12 protein-coding genes and 1 riboswitch are annotated in these 16,917 nt (G+C 41.1%); of the genes, 9 read left to right on the forward strand and 3 right to left on the reverse strand.

Going from position 1 to position 16,917, the window contains the following annotated elements; all coding sequences use genetic code 11:
* Window positions 1-40 precede the first annotated feature (40 nt).
* Both MPH60_RS08065 and MPH60_RS08070 read right to left on the reverse strand, forming a co-directional pair.
* Complete coding sequence (locus MPH60_RS08065) at window positions 41-595, reverse strand: GNAT family N-acetyltransferase (RefSeq protein WP_034307447.1); 555 nt, start codon at window positions 593-595, stop codon at window positions 41-43.
* A gap of 333 nt (window positions 596-928) precedes the next feature.
* A complete protein-coding gene (locus MPH60_RS08070) occupies window positions 929-1,708 on the reverse strand; it encodes an undecaprenyl-diphosphate phosphatase (protein ID WP_101225332.1) in 780 nt (259 codons plus the stop codon).
* Between the two features lie 208 nt (window positions 1,709-1,916).
* Here MPH60_RS08070 and MPH60_RS08075 point away from each other — a divergent pair, with 208 nt between their 5' ends.
* The 5 genes from MPH60_RS08075 (at window position 1,917) to dapF (ending at window position 6,812) form a co-directional block, all read left to right on the forward strand.
* Window positions 1,917-2,237, forward strand: coding sequence for a DUF4870 domain-containing protein (locus tag MPH60_RS08075; RefSeq protein WP_241593720.1), 321 nt, complete (start codon window positions 1,917-1,919; stop codon window positions 2,235-2,237).
* Between the two features lie 489 nt (window positions 2,238-2,726).
* Window positions 2,727-3,521, forward strand: coding sequence for a hypothetical protein (locus tag MPH60_RS08080; protein WP_241593719.1), 795 nt, complete (start codon window positions 2,727-2,729; stop codon window positions 3,519-3,521).
* 91 nt (window positions 3,522-3,612) lie between these two features.
* Entirely contained in the window at window positions 3,613-4,185 is a 573-nt protein-coding gene (locus MPH60_RS08085; protein ID WP_241593718.1) for a beta-class carbonic anhydrase, read from the forward strand.
* A gap of 156 nt (window positions 4,186-4,341) precedes the next feature.
* Window positions 4,342-5,643, forward strand: coding sequence for an NCS2 family permease (locus MPH60_RS08090; protein WP_241615813.1), 1,302 nt, complete (start codon window positions 4,342-4,344; stop codon window positions 5,641-5,643).
* Between the two features lie 182 nt (window positions 5,644-5,825).
* Window positions 5,826-6,812 carry a diaminopimelate epimerase gene (gene dapF, locus MPH60_RS08095; RefSeq protein ID WP_241593716.1) on the forward strand — a complete coding sequence of 329 codons (987 nt, stop codon included), beginning with the start codon at window positions 5,826-5,828 and terminating at the stop codon, window positions 6,810-6,812.
* 478 nt (window positions 6,813-7,290) lie between these two features.
* Here dapF and ligD read toward each other — a convergent pair whose 3' ends face one another.
* Window positions 7,291-9,138, reverse strand: a complete 1,848-nt coding sequence (ligD, locus tag MPH60_RS08100) for a DNA ligase D (RefSeq protein ID WP_241593715.1) — start codon at window positions 9,136-9,138, stop codon at window positions 7,291-7,293.
* A 150-nt stretch (window positions 9,139-9,288) separates the two neighbouring features.
* Here ligD and ku point away from each other — a divergent pair, with 150 nt between their 5' ends.
* From ku to metH, 4 genes are all read left to right on the forward strand, one after another.
* Complete coding sequence (ku, locus tag MPH60_RS08105) at window positions 9,289-10,131, forward strand: non-homologous end joining protein Ku (RefSeq protein WP_063234429.1); 843 nt, start codon at window positions 9,289-9,291, stop codon at window positions 10,129-10,131.
* A gap of 503 nt (window positions 10,132-10,634) precedes the next feature.
* Window positions 10,635-11,285 (forward strand): MOSC domain-containing protein, encoded by a 651-nt coding sequence (locus MPH60_RS08110; protein ID WP_241593714.1) that lies wholly within the window; start codon window positions 10,635-10,637, stop codon window positions 11,283-11,285.
* Window positions 11,286-11,396: 111 nt separating this feature from the next.
* A riboswitch (SAM riboswitch) is annotated at window positions 11,397-11,495 on the forward strand.
* Between the two features lie 104 nt (window positions 11,496-11,599).
* Window positions 11,600-13,447, forward strand: coding sequence for a bifunctional homocysteine S-methyltransferase/methylenetetrahydrofolate reductase (locus tag MPH60_RS08115; protein ID WP_241593713.1), 1,848 nt, complete (start codon window positions 11,600-11,602; stop codon window positions 13,445-13,447).
* Window positions 13,440-16,889: a methionine synthase gene (gene metH / locus MPH60_RS08120; protein ID WP_241593712.1), complete on the forward strand. Its 3,450-nt coding sequence runs from the start codon at window positions 13,440-13,442 to the stop codon at window positions 16,887-16,889. Before MPH60_RS08115 ends, metH begins: the two co-directional genes overlap by 8 nt.
* Window positions 16,890-16,917: the final 28 nt, after the last annotated feature.

A 16,917-nucleotide genomic window follows, 5' to 3' on the forward strand; every position in this document is an offset into this window, starting at 1 on the left:
ATGAAAAGATAAACAAAGCCATATTGAAATGTTCCTCGCTTTATGCTTCAAGTAACTGCTGTTCATCATCATCATGCTGTCTAAGGATATGAAAGGTGTATAAATCTTTAGGGATTTCATACAAATCGTAGATATCTCCTTCATGATTGATCTGATCATAAAGGGATTTTCTTGTTTCGTTGGCATTGACGGCATAAGGAAGCTTTTCTGCGGCTTTTATAGAGCGGATATTCTTTTTGCGAATACGCATGAAGACCGTTTCCAAACCGAGCTCGAAAAAAAGCTCTTTGAAGAAAGCGTCTTTTGCAATGGCATTATACCCTTTTCCATGATATGGTTTGCCAAGCCATGTGCCTAAGAAACCTGCACCATTTTCGATATCGTATAAAGAAATACAACCGATGGGATTTTCCCATTCATCCAAGATTGTTCGTGAAATGAGTTGCCCAGCATCTTCGGCTTCGATCGTTTGCTTAGTGATGAAAACATATTCTTCATATGAATCTACCTTATGGCGCACGAAAGGGAAGACATCTGGATGCGTCATTTGTTCATAAAGAGAAAAACAATCTGTGAAATCTCTCTTTTTTAACATTTCCGTCCCTCCGTTTGAGGGCAGTTCTTATGCGTAGTCGCTGCCCACCCTCGAAATTTTTTAAGTCGTTCATCAAAAAATTTCGGGGTGGGAATCGAACCCACTAGAACCGGAAACCGGTGGCGCACCATTTGCCTTCCCTATTTTTATTGTCAGAAAATATGCAAATCTAAAGAACCTTACGAAGGTATAATACTAAAAAAAAATCGGTTTGGGAATAGGTTTTTTGCCTTTTTTTTTCGTCAAATTTCAACTTTTTCTCGAAGGGTGAAAGCGTAAGGCAAACGCCTGCATTTTTCCTTGAAAAACTGGTTTTTTCTCCCGCTTTTTTCTTTAAAATTCACCTGTGAATTGCATGAATAAAATGATTGCGCCGAGGGCCCACACATAAATGGAGAATATTTTCAGTGAACGCTTTTTTAAGAAATCGATCATCCATACTACGGCTATATAACCAAAGATCGCTGCGGCCAGGGTTCCGACGAAAAGCGCAGTGAGTGGAAGCCGTTCAACATCTCCAGTAAAAATCGGTTTCATCTGAAAAACGATGCCCCCCGTAATGGCAGGAATAGAGAGCAAAAAGGAAAAATAGGCTGCAGTGGCCCTATCTAATCTGCAGAAGAGGCCGGCGGCAATCGTTAGGCCGGAGCGTGAAAGAGCAGGCATGATGGCAGCAGCTTGGAAGGTACCGATAATCAGCGCATCTTTAATGGAAATTTCATTAAGGGATTTGGCCCCTTTTTTCACTCCGTCCGCTACCCATAAAATCAGTCCGGTCGCTAAAAATTCCCAGCCTATGGTGACACCTGTTTTTGAAAGGCCATCAAACCAATCCCCGAGTAAAATGCCGGCAATCACTGCAGGAATCGTCCCGGCAATGAGAAGCAGAGTCATTTTGGAAAACGGATTTTTCAAAATGGCAATTATGTCATTCTTATAGACGACCAATAACGCCAGCAATGTACCGATGTGGAGCATGGTATCCAGAAAAATGCCGGCCTCGTCAAGATGGAAAATATGCCGTCCTAAATATAAATGTCCAGTACTTGAAATAGGTAAAAACTCAGTCAAGCCTTGAATGATCCCAAGGATGAAGGCTTGAAATTCATTCAGCAAAAAAACATCACTCCATTCTAAATGGTATAGGACAATCCATTATTTAAACTGTATGCACAAGAATGATGAACATGTCCGGATTTTAGTGGCGTTATCCAGAAAAAGCAGTCCAATTTTACCTTTTTTCGAATAAAATGAAAGGAAAAATGAAACTATTTTTCATTTGATTCGTAATTATTCATATGAGAAAGGAGGAGAAGACACTATGCCTACTAAAGATGAAAGAGTGTTTGCTGCCCTTATTTATGTGATCAGCTTTTTTACAGCATTTATCGGTCCTTTGGTGATTTGGTTAATAAAGAAGGACTCGTCACAATTTGTGGATTATCACGGAAGGGAATACTTGAATTTCTTTATTTCCTACACCGTATATTCAATAGTCGCAGGGATACTCACTATAGTATTGGTCGGATTCTTGCTATTGCCGGTTATCGGGATAGCTTTAGTCGTATTCACCATCATTGCTGCTGTTAGGGCTTATGAAGGAACGGATTACAGGTTCCCGTTGATTTTCCGGATATTATAGAGTGATGTAAAAGGAGGGTTCCGTTCAATTCGGAATTCTTTGGAGACTGTAGACAAACTCGAAGAAAAGCGAGTTTGACTGCAGTTTTTTTATTTAGAGCACGTTCCAGTGGATTTCAGAAATCCGCTCTCTTTCCGCGACTGCCTGCCAAGCCAGTAATTCGGAAGGAGTGTCGCAAATTTCTTCAATCCAATAAGGAATACAGTAAAAAACATTAAGTATAAACTAGTCTTGTTTTAAAATTAGGCAGAACCCCATTTTGTCTACAATAGGATTCCGATCAATTCGGAGTCACTTTTTTAGATGAACCGTGTTGGGAATTACCTTTCATTAAAAGGGAATAGATCACAATAAATCGAATAAAGTAATATGATAACTGCTTCCATGCACTTTTAGGAAGCGGAGGCAGGGCGGATTGTGGTTTTACTAATCAATGGCCGTCCTTAAGGCGGCAATCTTTCTTGTAAGGAGTGAGGAGCAGAGCGGGATATGAATATACGTGAATATTATCAAAAAACGAGCCATTCAAATTTTCATGCATCTTGGATATCACTTCTTTTGGCCATTGTATTTTTCATTTGCCATATTTTTAAAATGATACCGGGCAATATATTATTGATCACGTTTCCTTTTATTTTCTTTAGCATTGCCCAATTTGTAAGTCATCGTATATATGAAAATAGAATGAAGGAATTGCCTGATGAACTAGTCGGAACGAATACCGGGTTATTAAAAAATGAACATGTTTTATTGACTTTTATGCCAGCACCGACATTGCGAATGCTGCTCTTTGCGCCGGATGGGTCACTAATGGGCGAGATACGGGATTTGAATATGAAGTGGTTCATGTGGATGATTCCCAATTTCTTGTCGATGCTCCTGGCCAAGCGATATGAACTGGTGGACCATGAGGGGCGTTTGCTGGCTATGTACCAAATCAAAAGGGGACTTTTCAATAAAATGACGATCATGGATGATCAGGGCGGCATTATTGGATCGTATCAAGAAAATCGGTCATTCGTGAAAATCAATGGGATGATCTATAAGGAAGACGGTACGGAATGGATGCCCATTGAAACGCCGGGAAGCGTGAATTCTTTCGAGATTGTCACAAAAGACGGGGAAAAAATCGTTTCATACCAAGAAGGCTGGATGCCTTTGGAGTGGGGGAAAAGATTCAAGACAAATACACCCATACTTTCTTTTTCATCAAATGTTGCTGAAATTCCTAAAATCATCGTTTTTGGTTTCTGTGCAGCCACTCTGAATCATCGTTCAAATTGACAATGGTTCCCCTTTAGCAAATCTTTTAAATATTTGATATAATATTAGAGAGATACATAGATTAATAATACAATTTGAAAAGGTGGTAATTATGAGTTTACTTAATGAGATTCTTGATTATAATGAACAGTTTGTAGAAAAAGGCGAATATGTCAAGTATAGAACGGATAAGTTTCCTGAGAAACGCATGGTCATCATAAGCTGTATGGACACTCGGCTCGTTGAACTCTTGCCAAAATCCTTGAATGTCAAAAATGGCGATGTCAAAATCCTGAAGACTGCCGGGGCAATCGTCTCCCACCCATTCGGAAGTGTTATGCGGAGTATCCTTGTTGCTATTTACGAGCTAAAGGCGGATGAAGTATTGGTCATACCTCATCATGACTGCGGGATGGCATCAGTCGATGCAGATTCTGTAATGGACAAGATGATAGAACGTGATATACCAAAGAGCACCATCGATACACTGGGAGCTGCAGGAATCGATATCCGCAGTTGGCTTCGCGGATTTGATGATGTTTATGAAAGTTGTAAGAACAGCGTGGAAGTGATTAAAGGACATCCTTTGATCCCTAAAAATATTCCTGTACATGGTCTAATCATTTCCCCTGATACAGGGAAGCTGGAATTGGTAGTCGATGGGTATTCGGAAGAACAAAAATAATATATTCATCGAGGCTGTCGGGATCATTTCCGGCAGTTTTTTTCAAATTTTTATCATTACTATTTATTTTTATCCTTTTTTTTGTTAAAATCGCGAAGTGTAGTTTGTCACTAATACAAACGGGTGGGCGAGGGATAAATTTAATAAGGATACAACATGAAGAAATTAAACTTGGAAACGTTTTTTCATTTTTCCGACTATGGAACGAATGGTAAACGTGAAATCCTTGCTGGAGTGGTCGGCTATTTTACGATAGTCTATATTCTCATCGTTAATTCCCTGATTTTATCGGAAGCGGGCATACCGATTAATGGTGCAGTGATTGCCACGATTCTTTTATCTGCTTTAAGCTGTGTCATGATAGGGCTTTGGGCGAATGTCCCAATCCTTCTCGTTCCAGGAATGGGCGTTAATGCCCTATTTGCTTATACCATGGTTCAAGGAATGGGTCTATCTTGGCAATCGGCTCTTGGTGCTGTGTTTATCTCAGGGATAATTTTTGTAATCATCGCTTTTACAAAATACTCTAAGTTAATCAGTGATTCGATTCCAAGTTCGATAAAAGAAGCCATATCTGTCGGTCTTGGCTTATTCTTGATGTTAATCGGTCTTGAAAAGGGCGGGATAATCACAGGAGGTTCATCATCAATCGTCGCACTCGGAGATTTAAGCGATCCAGCGGTGTGTGCAACGGTGTTGACCTTTTTACTGGCAATCACGCTGTTCATCAAGAATGTGCCCGGTAATTTCATGATTACCATCTTGGCAGGCAGTCTCATTGCCTATTGGTTCGGGACGGTTCAACTATCGGAAATCCATTTTTCAGGCATAGACACAGCTTCCTACAGCGATCTTTTCTTTTCATTATCGTTCCTGGAAGCAAACCGGATAGAATTCTGGATAAGTGTATTTGCGATGACGATGGTTCTTGTTTTTGAAAATATTGGTCTTGTACACGGGCATGTAGACAGTATCAACCGCCAGGATGCCTATAAAAAGTCGCTGCAGGCGACAAGTGTGTCCGTTCTATTATCAGGCATATTCGGTTCGAGTCCTACCGTTGCAACAGTAGAAACGGCAGCTGGAATCGCATCAGGAGGCAGGACTGGTTTTACTTCAGTGGTGACGGGCGTGCTATTCATTCTATCACTGTTATTTATACCGGTGATTAAAGTAATCCCTGATAGCGCCATTGCCCCCATCTTGATTATCATTGGCATTTTGATGCTCGGAAACATAAAAAAGCTGAATTTCAGTGATTTAACCGAGAGCATACCTGCAATCATGATCATCACGATCATTCCTTTCACATACAGTATTGCCGATGGAATGGCATTCGGTTTCATCCTGTACCCATTCTTGAAGCTTGTAACTGGAAAAGCAAGAGAAGTGTCAGCCCCGATGTATGTGAGTGCCGGAATGTTTATCATCTATTTCATCATTGGTATGATCGATTAATAATTCAATAGAGCGGTTGGAATGAGTTAATTCTTATTCCAACCGCTCTTCTTATTGGTCTTTTCGCCGCAAAAAATGGATTTAATGTGATTTACGCGATGACACATTCATCTTGAAAATGCTATGATATAGAATATTAAAAAATGATAAATGAAAAGCAGCATATTAGAGGATGTGACAGGATGATTATTGAAGGTTTAAAAAGCCATGGTTCAGGAAATGATTTCTTAATCATTGATGAATTGACTACAACCCTGACGTTTACTGAAGAAGAGCGGAAAAATTTCGCGAAGGCCCTATGCAATAGGGAGAAGCTTGGAGCGGATGGGATTTTATTCGTAATGAAAAGTGAACATGCCGATTGCCGGATGCGTGTCTTTAATGCGGATGGATCGGAAGCCTCGATGTGCGGCAACGGACTTCGCTGTGTTGCACGTTACGCCAACGACGTTCTAGGGCTAGATAAAATGATCGTGGAAACCATGAAGGCGAATCTACTCGTGGAAAAAACGGAAGATATTTATGAGGGCATTCCGACTTTCAAGGTGGAAATTTCACCAGTAAGTTTTAATGTGAAGGATTTACCTCTTGTATTGTCTAAAGAACAGCTGCAAAACGAACCAATGCCGGAACTTCATGATACCCTGCTATTTTCGGCATTGGCGGTTCCTAATCCACATTTGATCACACTCGTCGATAGTGATGTTTTACAAAGTGATTTGCAGGAAGAACTTTCAACAAAGGTCAATCAACCGAATGAACTTTTCCCTGATGGTGTCAATGTCAGCTTTGTGAAAGAGCTGGAGCCAGGGAGCATTTATGTGCGGACATTCGAACGGGGAGTAGGCTTCACGAATGCATGTGGAACGGCGATGTCGGCTTCAAGCCTTGTAACATGCTCTGTCGGTTTAAACGCATTGGAAAGTGAAATTTCTGTCTACAATAACGGCGGAAAAGTTAAATGCGTTGTTCATCATGATGAGGAAAGCCAAAAGTATTCAATTGATTTAATCGGGAACGCAACCTATGAATTCAAGGCATCGATTGAAATAGACTTAGATCAGCCTGAAAAATTCGAACTGCTTGAAAAAGAGGATTTTGAATTGGAAACAAGCTTATATGCCAAGCTTCAGGATGAAGTGCAAAGTTATTTGAAAGCAAAATTATAAAGAGATAAGAAGACTGCAGGCAAACTCGAAGAAAAGCGAGTTTGCCTGCAGTTTTCTTATTAAAAAGTTGCTGTTGATTTCAGCAGGAGCACTTTTTTCGTACTTTGCCGTACATTATCATTATCCAGAGCTTTTTCTTGACCGTCCGTGATTAAATTCGACCTACAAGGAACTTTATTCAACCTTCACTGCATTTAATTCGACCGTTCGTGTTTTTATTCAACCTTCACTGCACTTTATTCGACCGTTCATGAATTTTTTCGGTTTTCACCTCACTATTCGGACTCCGGAGCTTTTTATTAAAAGGAGCAGATATTAATTCCGCTCCCTTTCCGCCGACTGTCTGCCAAGCCGCATCAAAGAATGCGGCTGCGGGGTCTCGGCTAGCCAGTTATTCGCCAGGAGTGTATATAACCATGAAGTTTAACCTAGTCTTAATCATGGTTCGGAATGAGATCATTGCGAACCCCAAGTCCAACTAGTTGTTGGTCTTTTTTTGTTTTAGGAACGACAAAACCTCCAAAAAGGCTGGTCCATTATCGACAAGTCTGTAATCCATAAAAGCACATCCATCCCTTTTTATTCTGTTTGGGATGGTTTCAATCGTATAGCTCTTTAACTGGAGATTTTCGTCCACTTCCTCCCAAAACAAAGGTGTAGCCACACCCGCGAACGAATTTCCCCGTGGGGAATAAGGCTGGATGATGGTTTTTCCTTCACTATGCTGCACAAAGTCCAAGTAAAGTCGATTGTGCCGATTAATTTTCATTCTCTCCGTTGTAAAATCGTTTGGGTTGGAACTTGTTAAGTAGTCACCGAGAAAGTCGGTGAATATGCGTGTCTCCTGATAAGTAAATCTGTCTTCAGGCAGTGGGATGTGAATTTGCAGTCCTTTGTTACCTGAAGTTTTTACAAAAGCTTTAATTCTTAATGATTCCATCACTTTTTTAATTTCCTGTGCGGCCTTTATTGCTAAGGAGAAAAATTCGATGGAAGGGGGATCCAAGTCCAGTACGATTTCGTCGGGTCTTGTTTTACCCGCTTTCTGAAATGGCGCATGGAATTCCAACGCAAGTTGATTGCCAAACCAAAGAAGCGTTTCAATATCGTTACATAGCATGTACTCGATATCCTCATCAATGAACGTTTTAATAAAGGCCGGCGCATAATCAGGTTTGTTTTTCTGGAAAAATCTTTCTTTATCCAAAGTGCCATGAGGATAGCGGATCGTCGTAAGCAGTTTATCCTTCAAGAAGGGTAAGAAGAAAGCTGAAACCTCCCGTAAATAATGAAGGTATTCAACTTTTACGACCTGTTTACCTTCTGTTATCCAAAGCGGTTTATCCTTGGAAGTTATTTGTACCGTATCTGGAAATGTGTATTGGCCTAGCACAAATTTCTCCCAGGTACATTCATCGGGAGTCGTTTGTAAAAGCCATTGCGAAAACTGAGGTTCACGCAATTCATTTTCCTCATATACGTGTAAGAATTGAACTTCTATGCAAATGGATGGATGGATATAAAAAAATTGTGTATCTTCGTCTGATGCATTTTGCTTGATCAGTTGATGCAATATACTTTTATCTTGAGAACTCAGTCCGTTTTTAACACTTCCGATTTTCGTTACGGCACCATCTTTGAAAACTGCGAGGGAAACGTAACCATTTTCTTTGTGCAATGCTGTAATGAAACAAGAAACGGTCTTCCAGTTTTTCACCTTAATCCAAGATGCAGTACGTTTTCCTTCTTGCCAAGTACCTCGAATTTCCTTGGCGACAACTCCTTCGCCATCTAATAGGGTGACCTTATTCAAGGCATTATCCAAAATATCAAAACTTTCTATTAATTGTATCAAAGCCTTATCGTTGGGATTAGGCGGAATAGGAAAGCCGAGTTTTGCCCCCATATTCAACATCAAATCCCTACGTTCTTCCATAGGTTTAGCTGATAAGTCTTTTCCGTTGATGCGAAGCAGGTCAAACGCTATAAACCGGCATGGGGAGAAGCGCGCTTTTTCAGATATTAAGGATTGTTTTCCAAGACGCCCTCGCCACTGTATTTGAAAAAAGTCCGCTTTCGCTTCATTGGTAAGCCAGACCAATTCTCCATCTAACTGAAGCGGGAGATATTCTTCCAGGTCCAGTTCTTTGATGTAAGCAATGATTTCTGGGAATTGTGGTGATAATTCCTTCTCGTTCCGACTCGAAATGCTTATGGTATCGGAGTCTATCGTTAAAATAGCCCTAAAACCGTCATATTTGACTTCATAACGCCAATCCTTGGAGCTGGGGGCTTCGGGGTAATAGGTTGGCAGCATCGGTTTCATTTTTGTATCACCTCCGCAAATAATTGGTTAACATTATTTTGCCAAAAAAACGAAGTGTTAGAGTTGGCAATTGTTTTTTCGGATTTTTTTGGACAAAGGGGAATAATAAAATTGTTCTTCTCTTTAAAAATAAGTTATGAGGTGACGAATATGCATACGATGTGGAAGGGGAGCATATCATTCGGTTTGGTGAACATTCCGATCAAACTTCATGCTGCAACGGAGGATAAGGATATTTCTTTAAGGACGTTGCATAAGGAATGTCATTCACCGATTAAATACGAAAAAGTTTGTCCGGTATGCCAGAAAGAAGTGGGTAAGGATGATATAGTCCGCGCTTTTGAGTATACAAAGGGAAAATTTGTTGTATTGGAAGACAATGAATTGGAGCAACTGAAAAAACAAAACGAAGAAAAAGCCGTGGAAATCGTGGATTTCGTTAAAATTGAAGAAATAGATCCCATTTATTTCAATCGGAGTTACTACATGTCCCCTAATGACGGAGGGATAAAAGCTTATTCCCTTTTGAGGCAGGCCCTCAAGGAATCCAATAAGGTAGGATTAGCGAAAATCATCATTCGCTCTAAAGAACAAATGGCGGTAATCCGAGTCGTTGATAATACCTTGGTGATGGAAACGATTCATTATCCGGATGAAGTCCGTTCCACAGCGGACGTTCCGAATATCCCAGCCAATGATACCATTGTAAAAAAAGAAATCGATACTGCCGTATTATTGATAGATCAATTAACGACTACTTTCGATCCGACAAAATACACGGATGACTATCGAACCGCGTTGCTAGAATTGATTGAATCAAAGAAAACGGGACAGACGACGATTACAGCCAAAACAAAAGAACCAGTTTCCAACAATGTAACCGATTTAATGGAGGCATTACAGGCATCCATTGACCGTACGAAACATGATGAACCGGAAAAGAAAAAGACGACCCGAAAGAAAGCGGCACCGAAAAAAAAGAAACAAGCTTAAACAGGAAGCTGAGCGGAAGACATATGGTGTCGCTCGGCTTTCTGCTTGTTTTAGCAAAGAACCAGACACTTATAAGGGAGTGAAAGTGACTTTACAGGGAGGGATTTGTATAGGAAAGGAAAGTGCAAATAGGTAAGTGAATCACGATTTAAGGATATGGATGGAATAAAAGAAAATAAATGGATGGAAATGGAGGCAAAAAAATTCGCTCCCTAAAGAGCGACAATGAGGAATTCAATCGTGAAAATCAACATATAGGCGAACGGTTGTAGTTTTCGACTATATATTGTGTTCATATTCTACCATATTTAATTCTGAAATAGCAACAAAATTACTGAAACTAACCTATGAATTTTTCTGGAAATCAATGATATTTTGTCCATTTAAGCGGATTATGTGGCTTTTTCACTTCATATACTTATAAAAAGCTACAGAATAAATGGATTTTTAGTATAATTTATACATATAGGATGATATAAATTAAATATGAATGGAAGATGCAAATGGAAAATGGAAAAATCAAATCACTTCATGCCGGAAAGCCGAAACAGGAAATTTTTTCGAATGTCGATATCTTTTCAGCCATGGATAAACAAGCACAGGATAATGTGACAGTGACTAAATCAGGCATAATTGGTGATGGGATTGGTAATGTAAAGTTCCATGGAGGTCCTGATCGGGCTTTGTGCATTTACCCCTTTGAGCATTATTCATTATGGAATGAAAAATTCTCTAAAAAGCTGGATATCCCAGCATTCGGTGAAAATTTAACCGTAGAGGGGATGAGGGAAGAAGACACGTATATCGGCGATATTTATCAAATAGGCGAAGTGATTGTGCAAATTAACCAGGGGAGGATACCTTGTTCGACCATTTCCCACTTTAATCAACAACCTAAGTTTTTGGAACTTGTGCTGAAAACGAGTTTCACTGGTTATTTTGCAAGAGTACTTCAAGAAGGAACGATAAATAAGCAAAACGAAATCGTGCTGATAGATCGTTTGCAAGAAAAAATTTCAGTTCATTATGCAACAGAGGTAATCCTACATAAACGAGATGGCCTGGAAGGCGCTAAGGCTTTACTTACTCTAGACTCGTTAGCGGAAGACTGGAAACAAAGAATCTTGAAGAGGGTTAAACCCGCAAAAGATTGAATCATTTTTGCAAAAGTGAAAAAAATGTCGATCAGGTATTGAAATTGACAGATTATTAATGTAAATTAAATATAATCTAATTTTGAAATCTTGTGAAAATTATATAAATGGATCTTATCGAGAGAGGTGGAGGGACTGGCCCGAAGAAACCTCAGCAACCAGCTTAGGCAAAGGTGCTAAATCCAGCAAGCAGAGCTTGATAGATGAGGAGAATGTTTCAAAAAACCTTCTTCTTTGAGAAGGTTTTTTTTCCTTTTCTCTCATACTCATAAAATACGACAAAAACAGGACTGTTTTTGAGAGAGGGTGTAATGATGAATTTTCGTAAAGAAGTGAAAGAAAGAATGTTGGTTGGGGAAGGGGCAATGGGGACCTTATTGTACTCAAATGGCATCGATCAATGTTATGAGGAATTAAACTGCACGAATCCAAATCAAATAGAGTCCATCCACCGTGCCTATCTGGAAGCTGGTGCAGATATCCTTCAATCAAATACATACGGAGCTAATTTCAACAAATTGAAACGGTATGGACTTGAAGATGAAGTTAGCAGAATCAACCGCCAGGGAGTCATTCTAGCTAAAAAAGCGGCAAAAGGAAAGGCGTATGTCTTCGGTACCATAGGGGCACAGCGGAGTATCAGGAAATCGGATTTAAGCATGGAAGAGATTAAACGGGGTTTTCGTGAACAGCTATACAGTCTGTTGATGGAAAACCCGGATGGAATTCTCTTGGAAACATTTTATGACCTGGAAGAGCTGGAAACCGTCCTGCAAATCGTAAAAAATGAAACTGGACTGCCGATCATCGCAAATGTTTCGATGCATGAACTGGGTAATCTACAAAATGGAATCCATTTAAATGAAGCCTTTCAAAAACTCGAGCAACTGGGTGCCGATGTTGTGGGGGTGAATTGCCGTCTTGGTCCACATCATATGATCCGGGCCTTGGAAGAAGTGAGTATGCCGAAGGAAGCATCGATCGCCATATACCCTAATGCCAGCCTCCCTGATTATGTGGATGGAAGGCTCGTCTATAAAGCCGTGCCGGAATACTTTGGGTCAAGTGCCTTGGAACTTCGTGAGCAAGGTGCCGCTATCATAGGCGGGTGCTGTGGAACGACTCCACTGCATATCCAAGCTGTAAAGAATGCGATCGGAAGTTTTGCTCCTGTAAAAGAGAAAGTTACGAAATCCCGCGAAATAGAAATAATTGAAGTGAACGATCGAGAATTGGAGCTTCCACTGTACGAAAAGGCCAAAACGGAAAGGACGATCCTCGTTGAACTTGATCCACCGAAAAAACTGGGAATAGAGAGTTTCATGACCGGTGCTGAGGTTTTGAAAAAAGCAGGGGTCGATTCCATTACATTAGCGGATAATTCACTTGCCTCACCAAGGATATCGAATGATGCACTGGCTAACTTACTTAAGAACCAATTGAATATTAATCCGATGGTGCATATAACATGCCGTGATCGAAATTTGATTGGCCTCCAGTCACATTTAATGGGTCTGCAGACGGTAGGGCTGAATGAATTATTGATCATCACCGGAGATCCTTCAAAAATAGGGGACTTCCCGGGTGCCACCTCGGTTTATGATTTATCTTCCTTTGACCTTATAAGCCTGGTCAAACAATTTAATGAAGGTCTTTCCTATTCCGGTCAAAGTTTGGGTCAACGGGCAAATTTTAAAATTGCGGCAGCGTTTAATCCTAATGTGAAATATCTGGATAAAGCCGTACTGAGAATGGAAAAGAAGATTTCCTGCGGTGCCCAATCATTTTTGACACAGCCAATTTATTCGGTGGAGCAAATCGAAGAAGTGCATGAAGCTACAAAACATTTAGAAACTCCGATTTTCATCGGTATCATGCCTTTGACAAGCACCCGGAATGCAGAATTCATCCATAATGAGATCCCTGGCATTAAATTGCCTGATAACGTAAGAAGGGCCATGGCTTTAGCGGGGGATGACCCTGTAAAGTCAAGGATTGAAGGGGTCAATATCGCGCGGGAACTGGTGGACGCGGCTAGGGAAAAATTCAAGGGCATATATTTAATCACTCCGTTCCTTCGCTATGAAATGACGGCGGAACTTACGAAATATATTAGAAAAGTCGATAGTAAACAGACATCAGAGGTGGCAGTACATGAATAAAAAAGCGATTCAAGATCAGTTAAATTCTAAGATTCTCCTGCTTGATGGGGCGATGGGAACCATGCTTCAAGCGGAGAATTTGACAGCAGACGATTTTGGCGGAGAACAATTCGAGGGCTGCAATGAATATTTATCACTGACGCAACCGGAAATCATCCAGTCCATTCATGAAAAATATTTAGCAGCGGGCGCAGATATCATTGAAACCAATACCTTTGGAGCGACCAGCATCGTTCTTGATGAATACCAAATAAGCACGATTGCCTACAAGCTAAATAAAATTTCAGCTGAGCTTGCCGTTAAAGCTTGTGAAAAGTATTCCAATGAGGAATGGCCAAGGTATGTAGCCGGATCGATGGGCCCCACTACAAAAACGCTTTCCGTAACGGGCGGAACGACTTTTGATATTTTAACCGATTCTTATGAAGAACAGGCACTGGGTCTCTTGGATGGCGGTGTAGACTTGCTGTTGGTGGAAACCTGTCAGGATATGCTTAATGTCAAGGCTGCCTTTTCTGGCATCAAAGCAGCATTTGCAAAAACAGGAAAAGAAGTGCCTGTCATCATATCAGGAACAATTGAACCGATGGGCACGACACTTGCTGGCCAGTCCATAGAAGCTTTTTATTTATCGGTTGAACATATGAAGCCCGTAGCTGTCGGCCTTAATTGTGCAACAGGGCCGGAATTCATGATAGACCATATCAGGACACTTGCAGATATATCGAATAGCGCCATCAGTTGTTATCCGAATGCCGGGCTCCCTGATGAAGAAGGACACTATCATGAGTCACCAACTTCCCTGGCTGAGAAAATGAAGCAATTTGCCGATAAGGGATGGATCAATATCATTGGCGGATGTTGTGGTACGACGCCAGAGCATATTAAAGAACTTTCCAGGGTGCTCGAAGGGATGAAGCCCCGTACAATTTCGGAAACTGCCCATGGTCATGCCGTATCAGGCATAGAACCGCTCATTTACGATGATTCAATGCGTCCTTTATTCGTAGGTGAAAGGACGAATGTTATCGGTTCCCGAAAATTCAAGGAGCTGATACGCGGCAAGCATTACGAGCCAGCAGCCGAAATTGCGCGTACCCAAGTGAAAAAAGGCGCCCATGTCATTGATATCTGTCTTGCAGACCCTGATGGGGATGAGCTTGGCGATATGAAGGAATTTGTGGAAGAGGTCGTCAAAAAAGTGAAGGTCCCATTGGTCATCGATACTACGGACGAAGCCGTTCTTGAACAAGCATTAAAACATTCACAAGGAAAATCGATCATTAATTCCATAAACCTTGAAGATGGTGAAGAGCGCTTTGAAAAAATAGTACCCTTAGTCCATCAATATGGTGCTGCCGTTGTCGTAGGAACCATTGATGAAATTGGGATGGCCGTCGATGCTGAACGGAAATTGGAAGTGGCAACACGGTCTGTGGATCTGCTCGTCAATAAGTACGGTCTAAACAAAAGTGACATCATCTTTGATCCGCTTGTATTTCCTGTAGGAACAGGAGATGAACAATATATCGGATCTGCTTTAGAGACGGTGAATGGAATAAAGGCGATTAAAGAAAAGTTTCCAGAATGCCTGACGATACTTGGCATTTCTAACGTTTCTTTCGGTCTGCCAGCAAGGGGAAGGGAAATATTAAATGCAGTTTTCCTTTACCATTGTACAAAAGCGGGACTCGATTATGCCATCGTCAATACAGAAAAACTTGAACGTTTCGCTCTGATACCGGAAGAGGAAGTGAAATTGGCTGAGGCACTCCTGTTCGAGACATCAACTGAAACTTTAGCGGTCTTTACCGAATTTTATCGTGGAAAAAAAGCGGAGAAGAAAGATAATGGTGTGGTCCTGCCATTGGACGAACGTCTAGGTAACTATATTATCGAAGGAACGAAAGAAGGTTTGGTTGATGATTTAAATAAAGCGATTGAGCGCGGTGATACCCCATTGGAAATCATCAATGGACCATTGATGGATGGCATGAGTGAGGTGGGTCGGTTGTTTAATGACAACCAACTTATTGTCGCAGAGGTTCTTCAGAGTGCTGAAGCGATGAAGGCGGCTGTATCTCACCTGGAACCACTTATGGAAAACTCTGAAGATAGTGCTAAGAAAGGGAAAATCCTTTTGGCGACTGTCAAGGGAGATGTGCATGATATCGGAAAAAACCTAGTGGATATCATCCTATCCAATAATGGCTATGAAGTCATTGATTTGGGGATCAAGGTCGCACCGCAACAAATCATTGAAGAGGTTCGAAAACATGAGCCAACCATCATTGGCCTATCTGGGTTACTTGTCAAATCTGCACAGCAAATGGTTTTAACCGCTCAGGATTTAAAGCAAGCGGGAATAGATACCCCGATTTTAGTGGGAGGGGCAGCATTATCACGTAAATTCACCGATTTTAAAATATCACCTGAATATGAAGGGCCGGTTTTATATTCCAAAGATGCGATGGATGGTTTGGCTGTAACGAATATTTTACATGACTCTGACAAAAAAGTGGTGTACTTGGAAGAGTTAGTCGAGAAACGAGAAAGGTCGAAAGCGAATGCGGCCATTGCCGCCACGCTGGAAAAACCTGTCCGTAAGCAGTCCACAGCTGCCCCTTTAAGCGATGTTCCTGTTAAAATACCGCGTGACATCAAGCGTCACGTCTTAAAAAACTACCCGTTGGATGTCATCCAGCCATATATTAATAGGCAAATGCTGATTGGACATCATTTGGGGTTAAAAGGTAAAGTTTCCGAATTGCTTAAGCAAGGGAATGAAAAAGCGGTGCAGCTCAATGATCTCGTAGATGAATTGATTGAATTCCTTAAGACGGAACCTGATTATGGCTTGCATGCAATTTATCAATTTTTCCCTGCTCAAAGTGAAGGAGATAAGCTATTGGTATACAACCCGGACAATCATCATGAGGTTTTGGAAACTTTCGACTTCCCAAGACAAGATTCGAATCCGCATCTTTGTTTAGCGGACTTCGCGAAACCGGTCTCCTCCGGGCAAATGGATTACGTTGGTTTCTTCCTGGTCACTGCCGGAAAAGGAATCAGAAAATGGGCAGAAAAACTTAAGCTTGAAGGTGATTTCTTGAAAAATCACGCCCTTCAATCACTTGCTCTCGAAACCGCTGAAGGGTTCGCGGAAAGAATTCATCAATTAATGCGGGATGATTTAGGCATTAGCGATCCGATTGAAATGTCCATGAAGGAGCGATTTGCCGCTAAGTACACAGGACAAAGGTTTTCTTTTGGTTATCCTGCCTGTCCTAATTTGGAAGACCAGGAGAAGCTATTCCGCCTTTTACAACCTCAAGATATTGGCGTGGAATTGACTGAAGGATGCATGATGGAACCAGAGGCTTCCGTTTCCGCCATTGTTTTTGCACATCCTGAAGCACGTTACTTTAATGTCGATCGATAATTCATAATATAAGGCAGCGGTATTTTTT

Source organism: Peribacillus sp. Aquil_B1, assembly GCF_022603275.1.
Taxonomy (GTDB): Bacteria; Bacillota; Bacilli; order Bacillales; family DSM-1321; genus Peribacillus.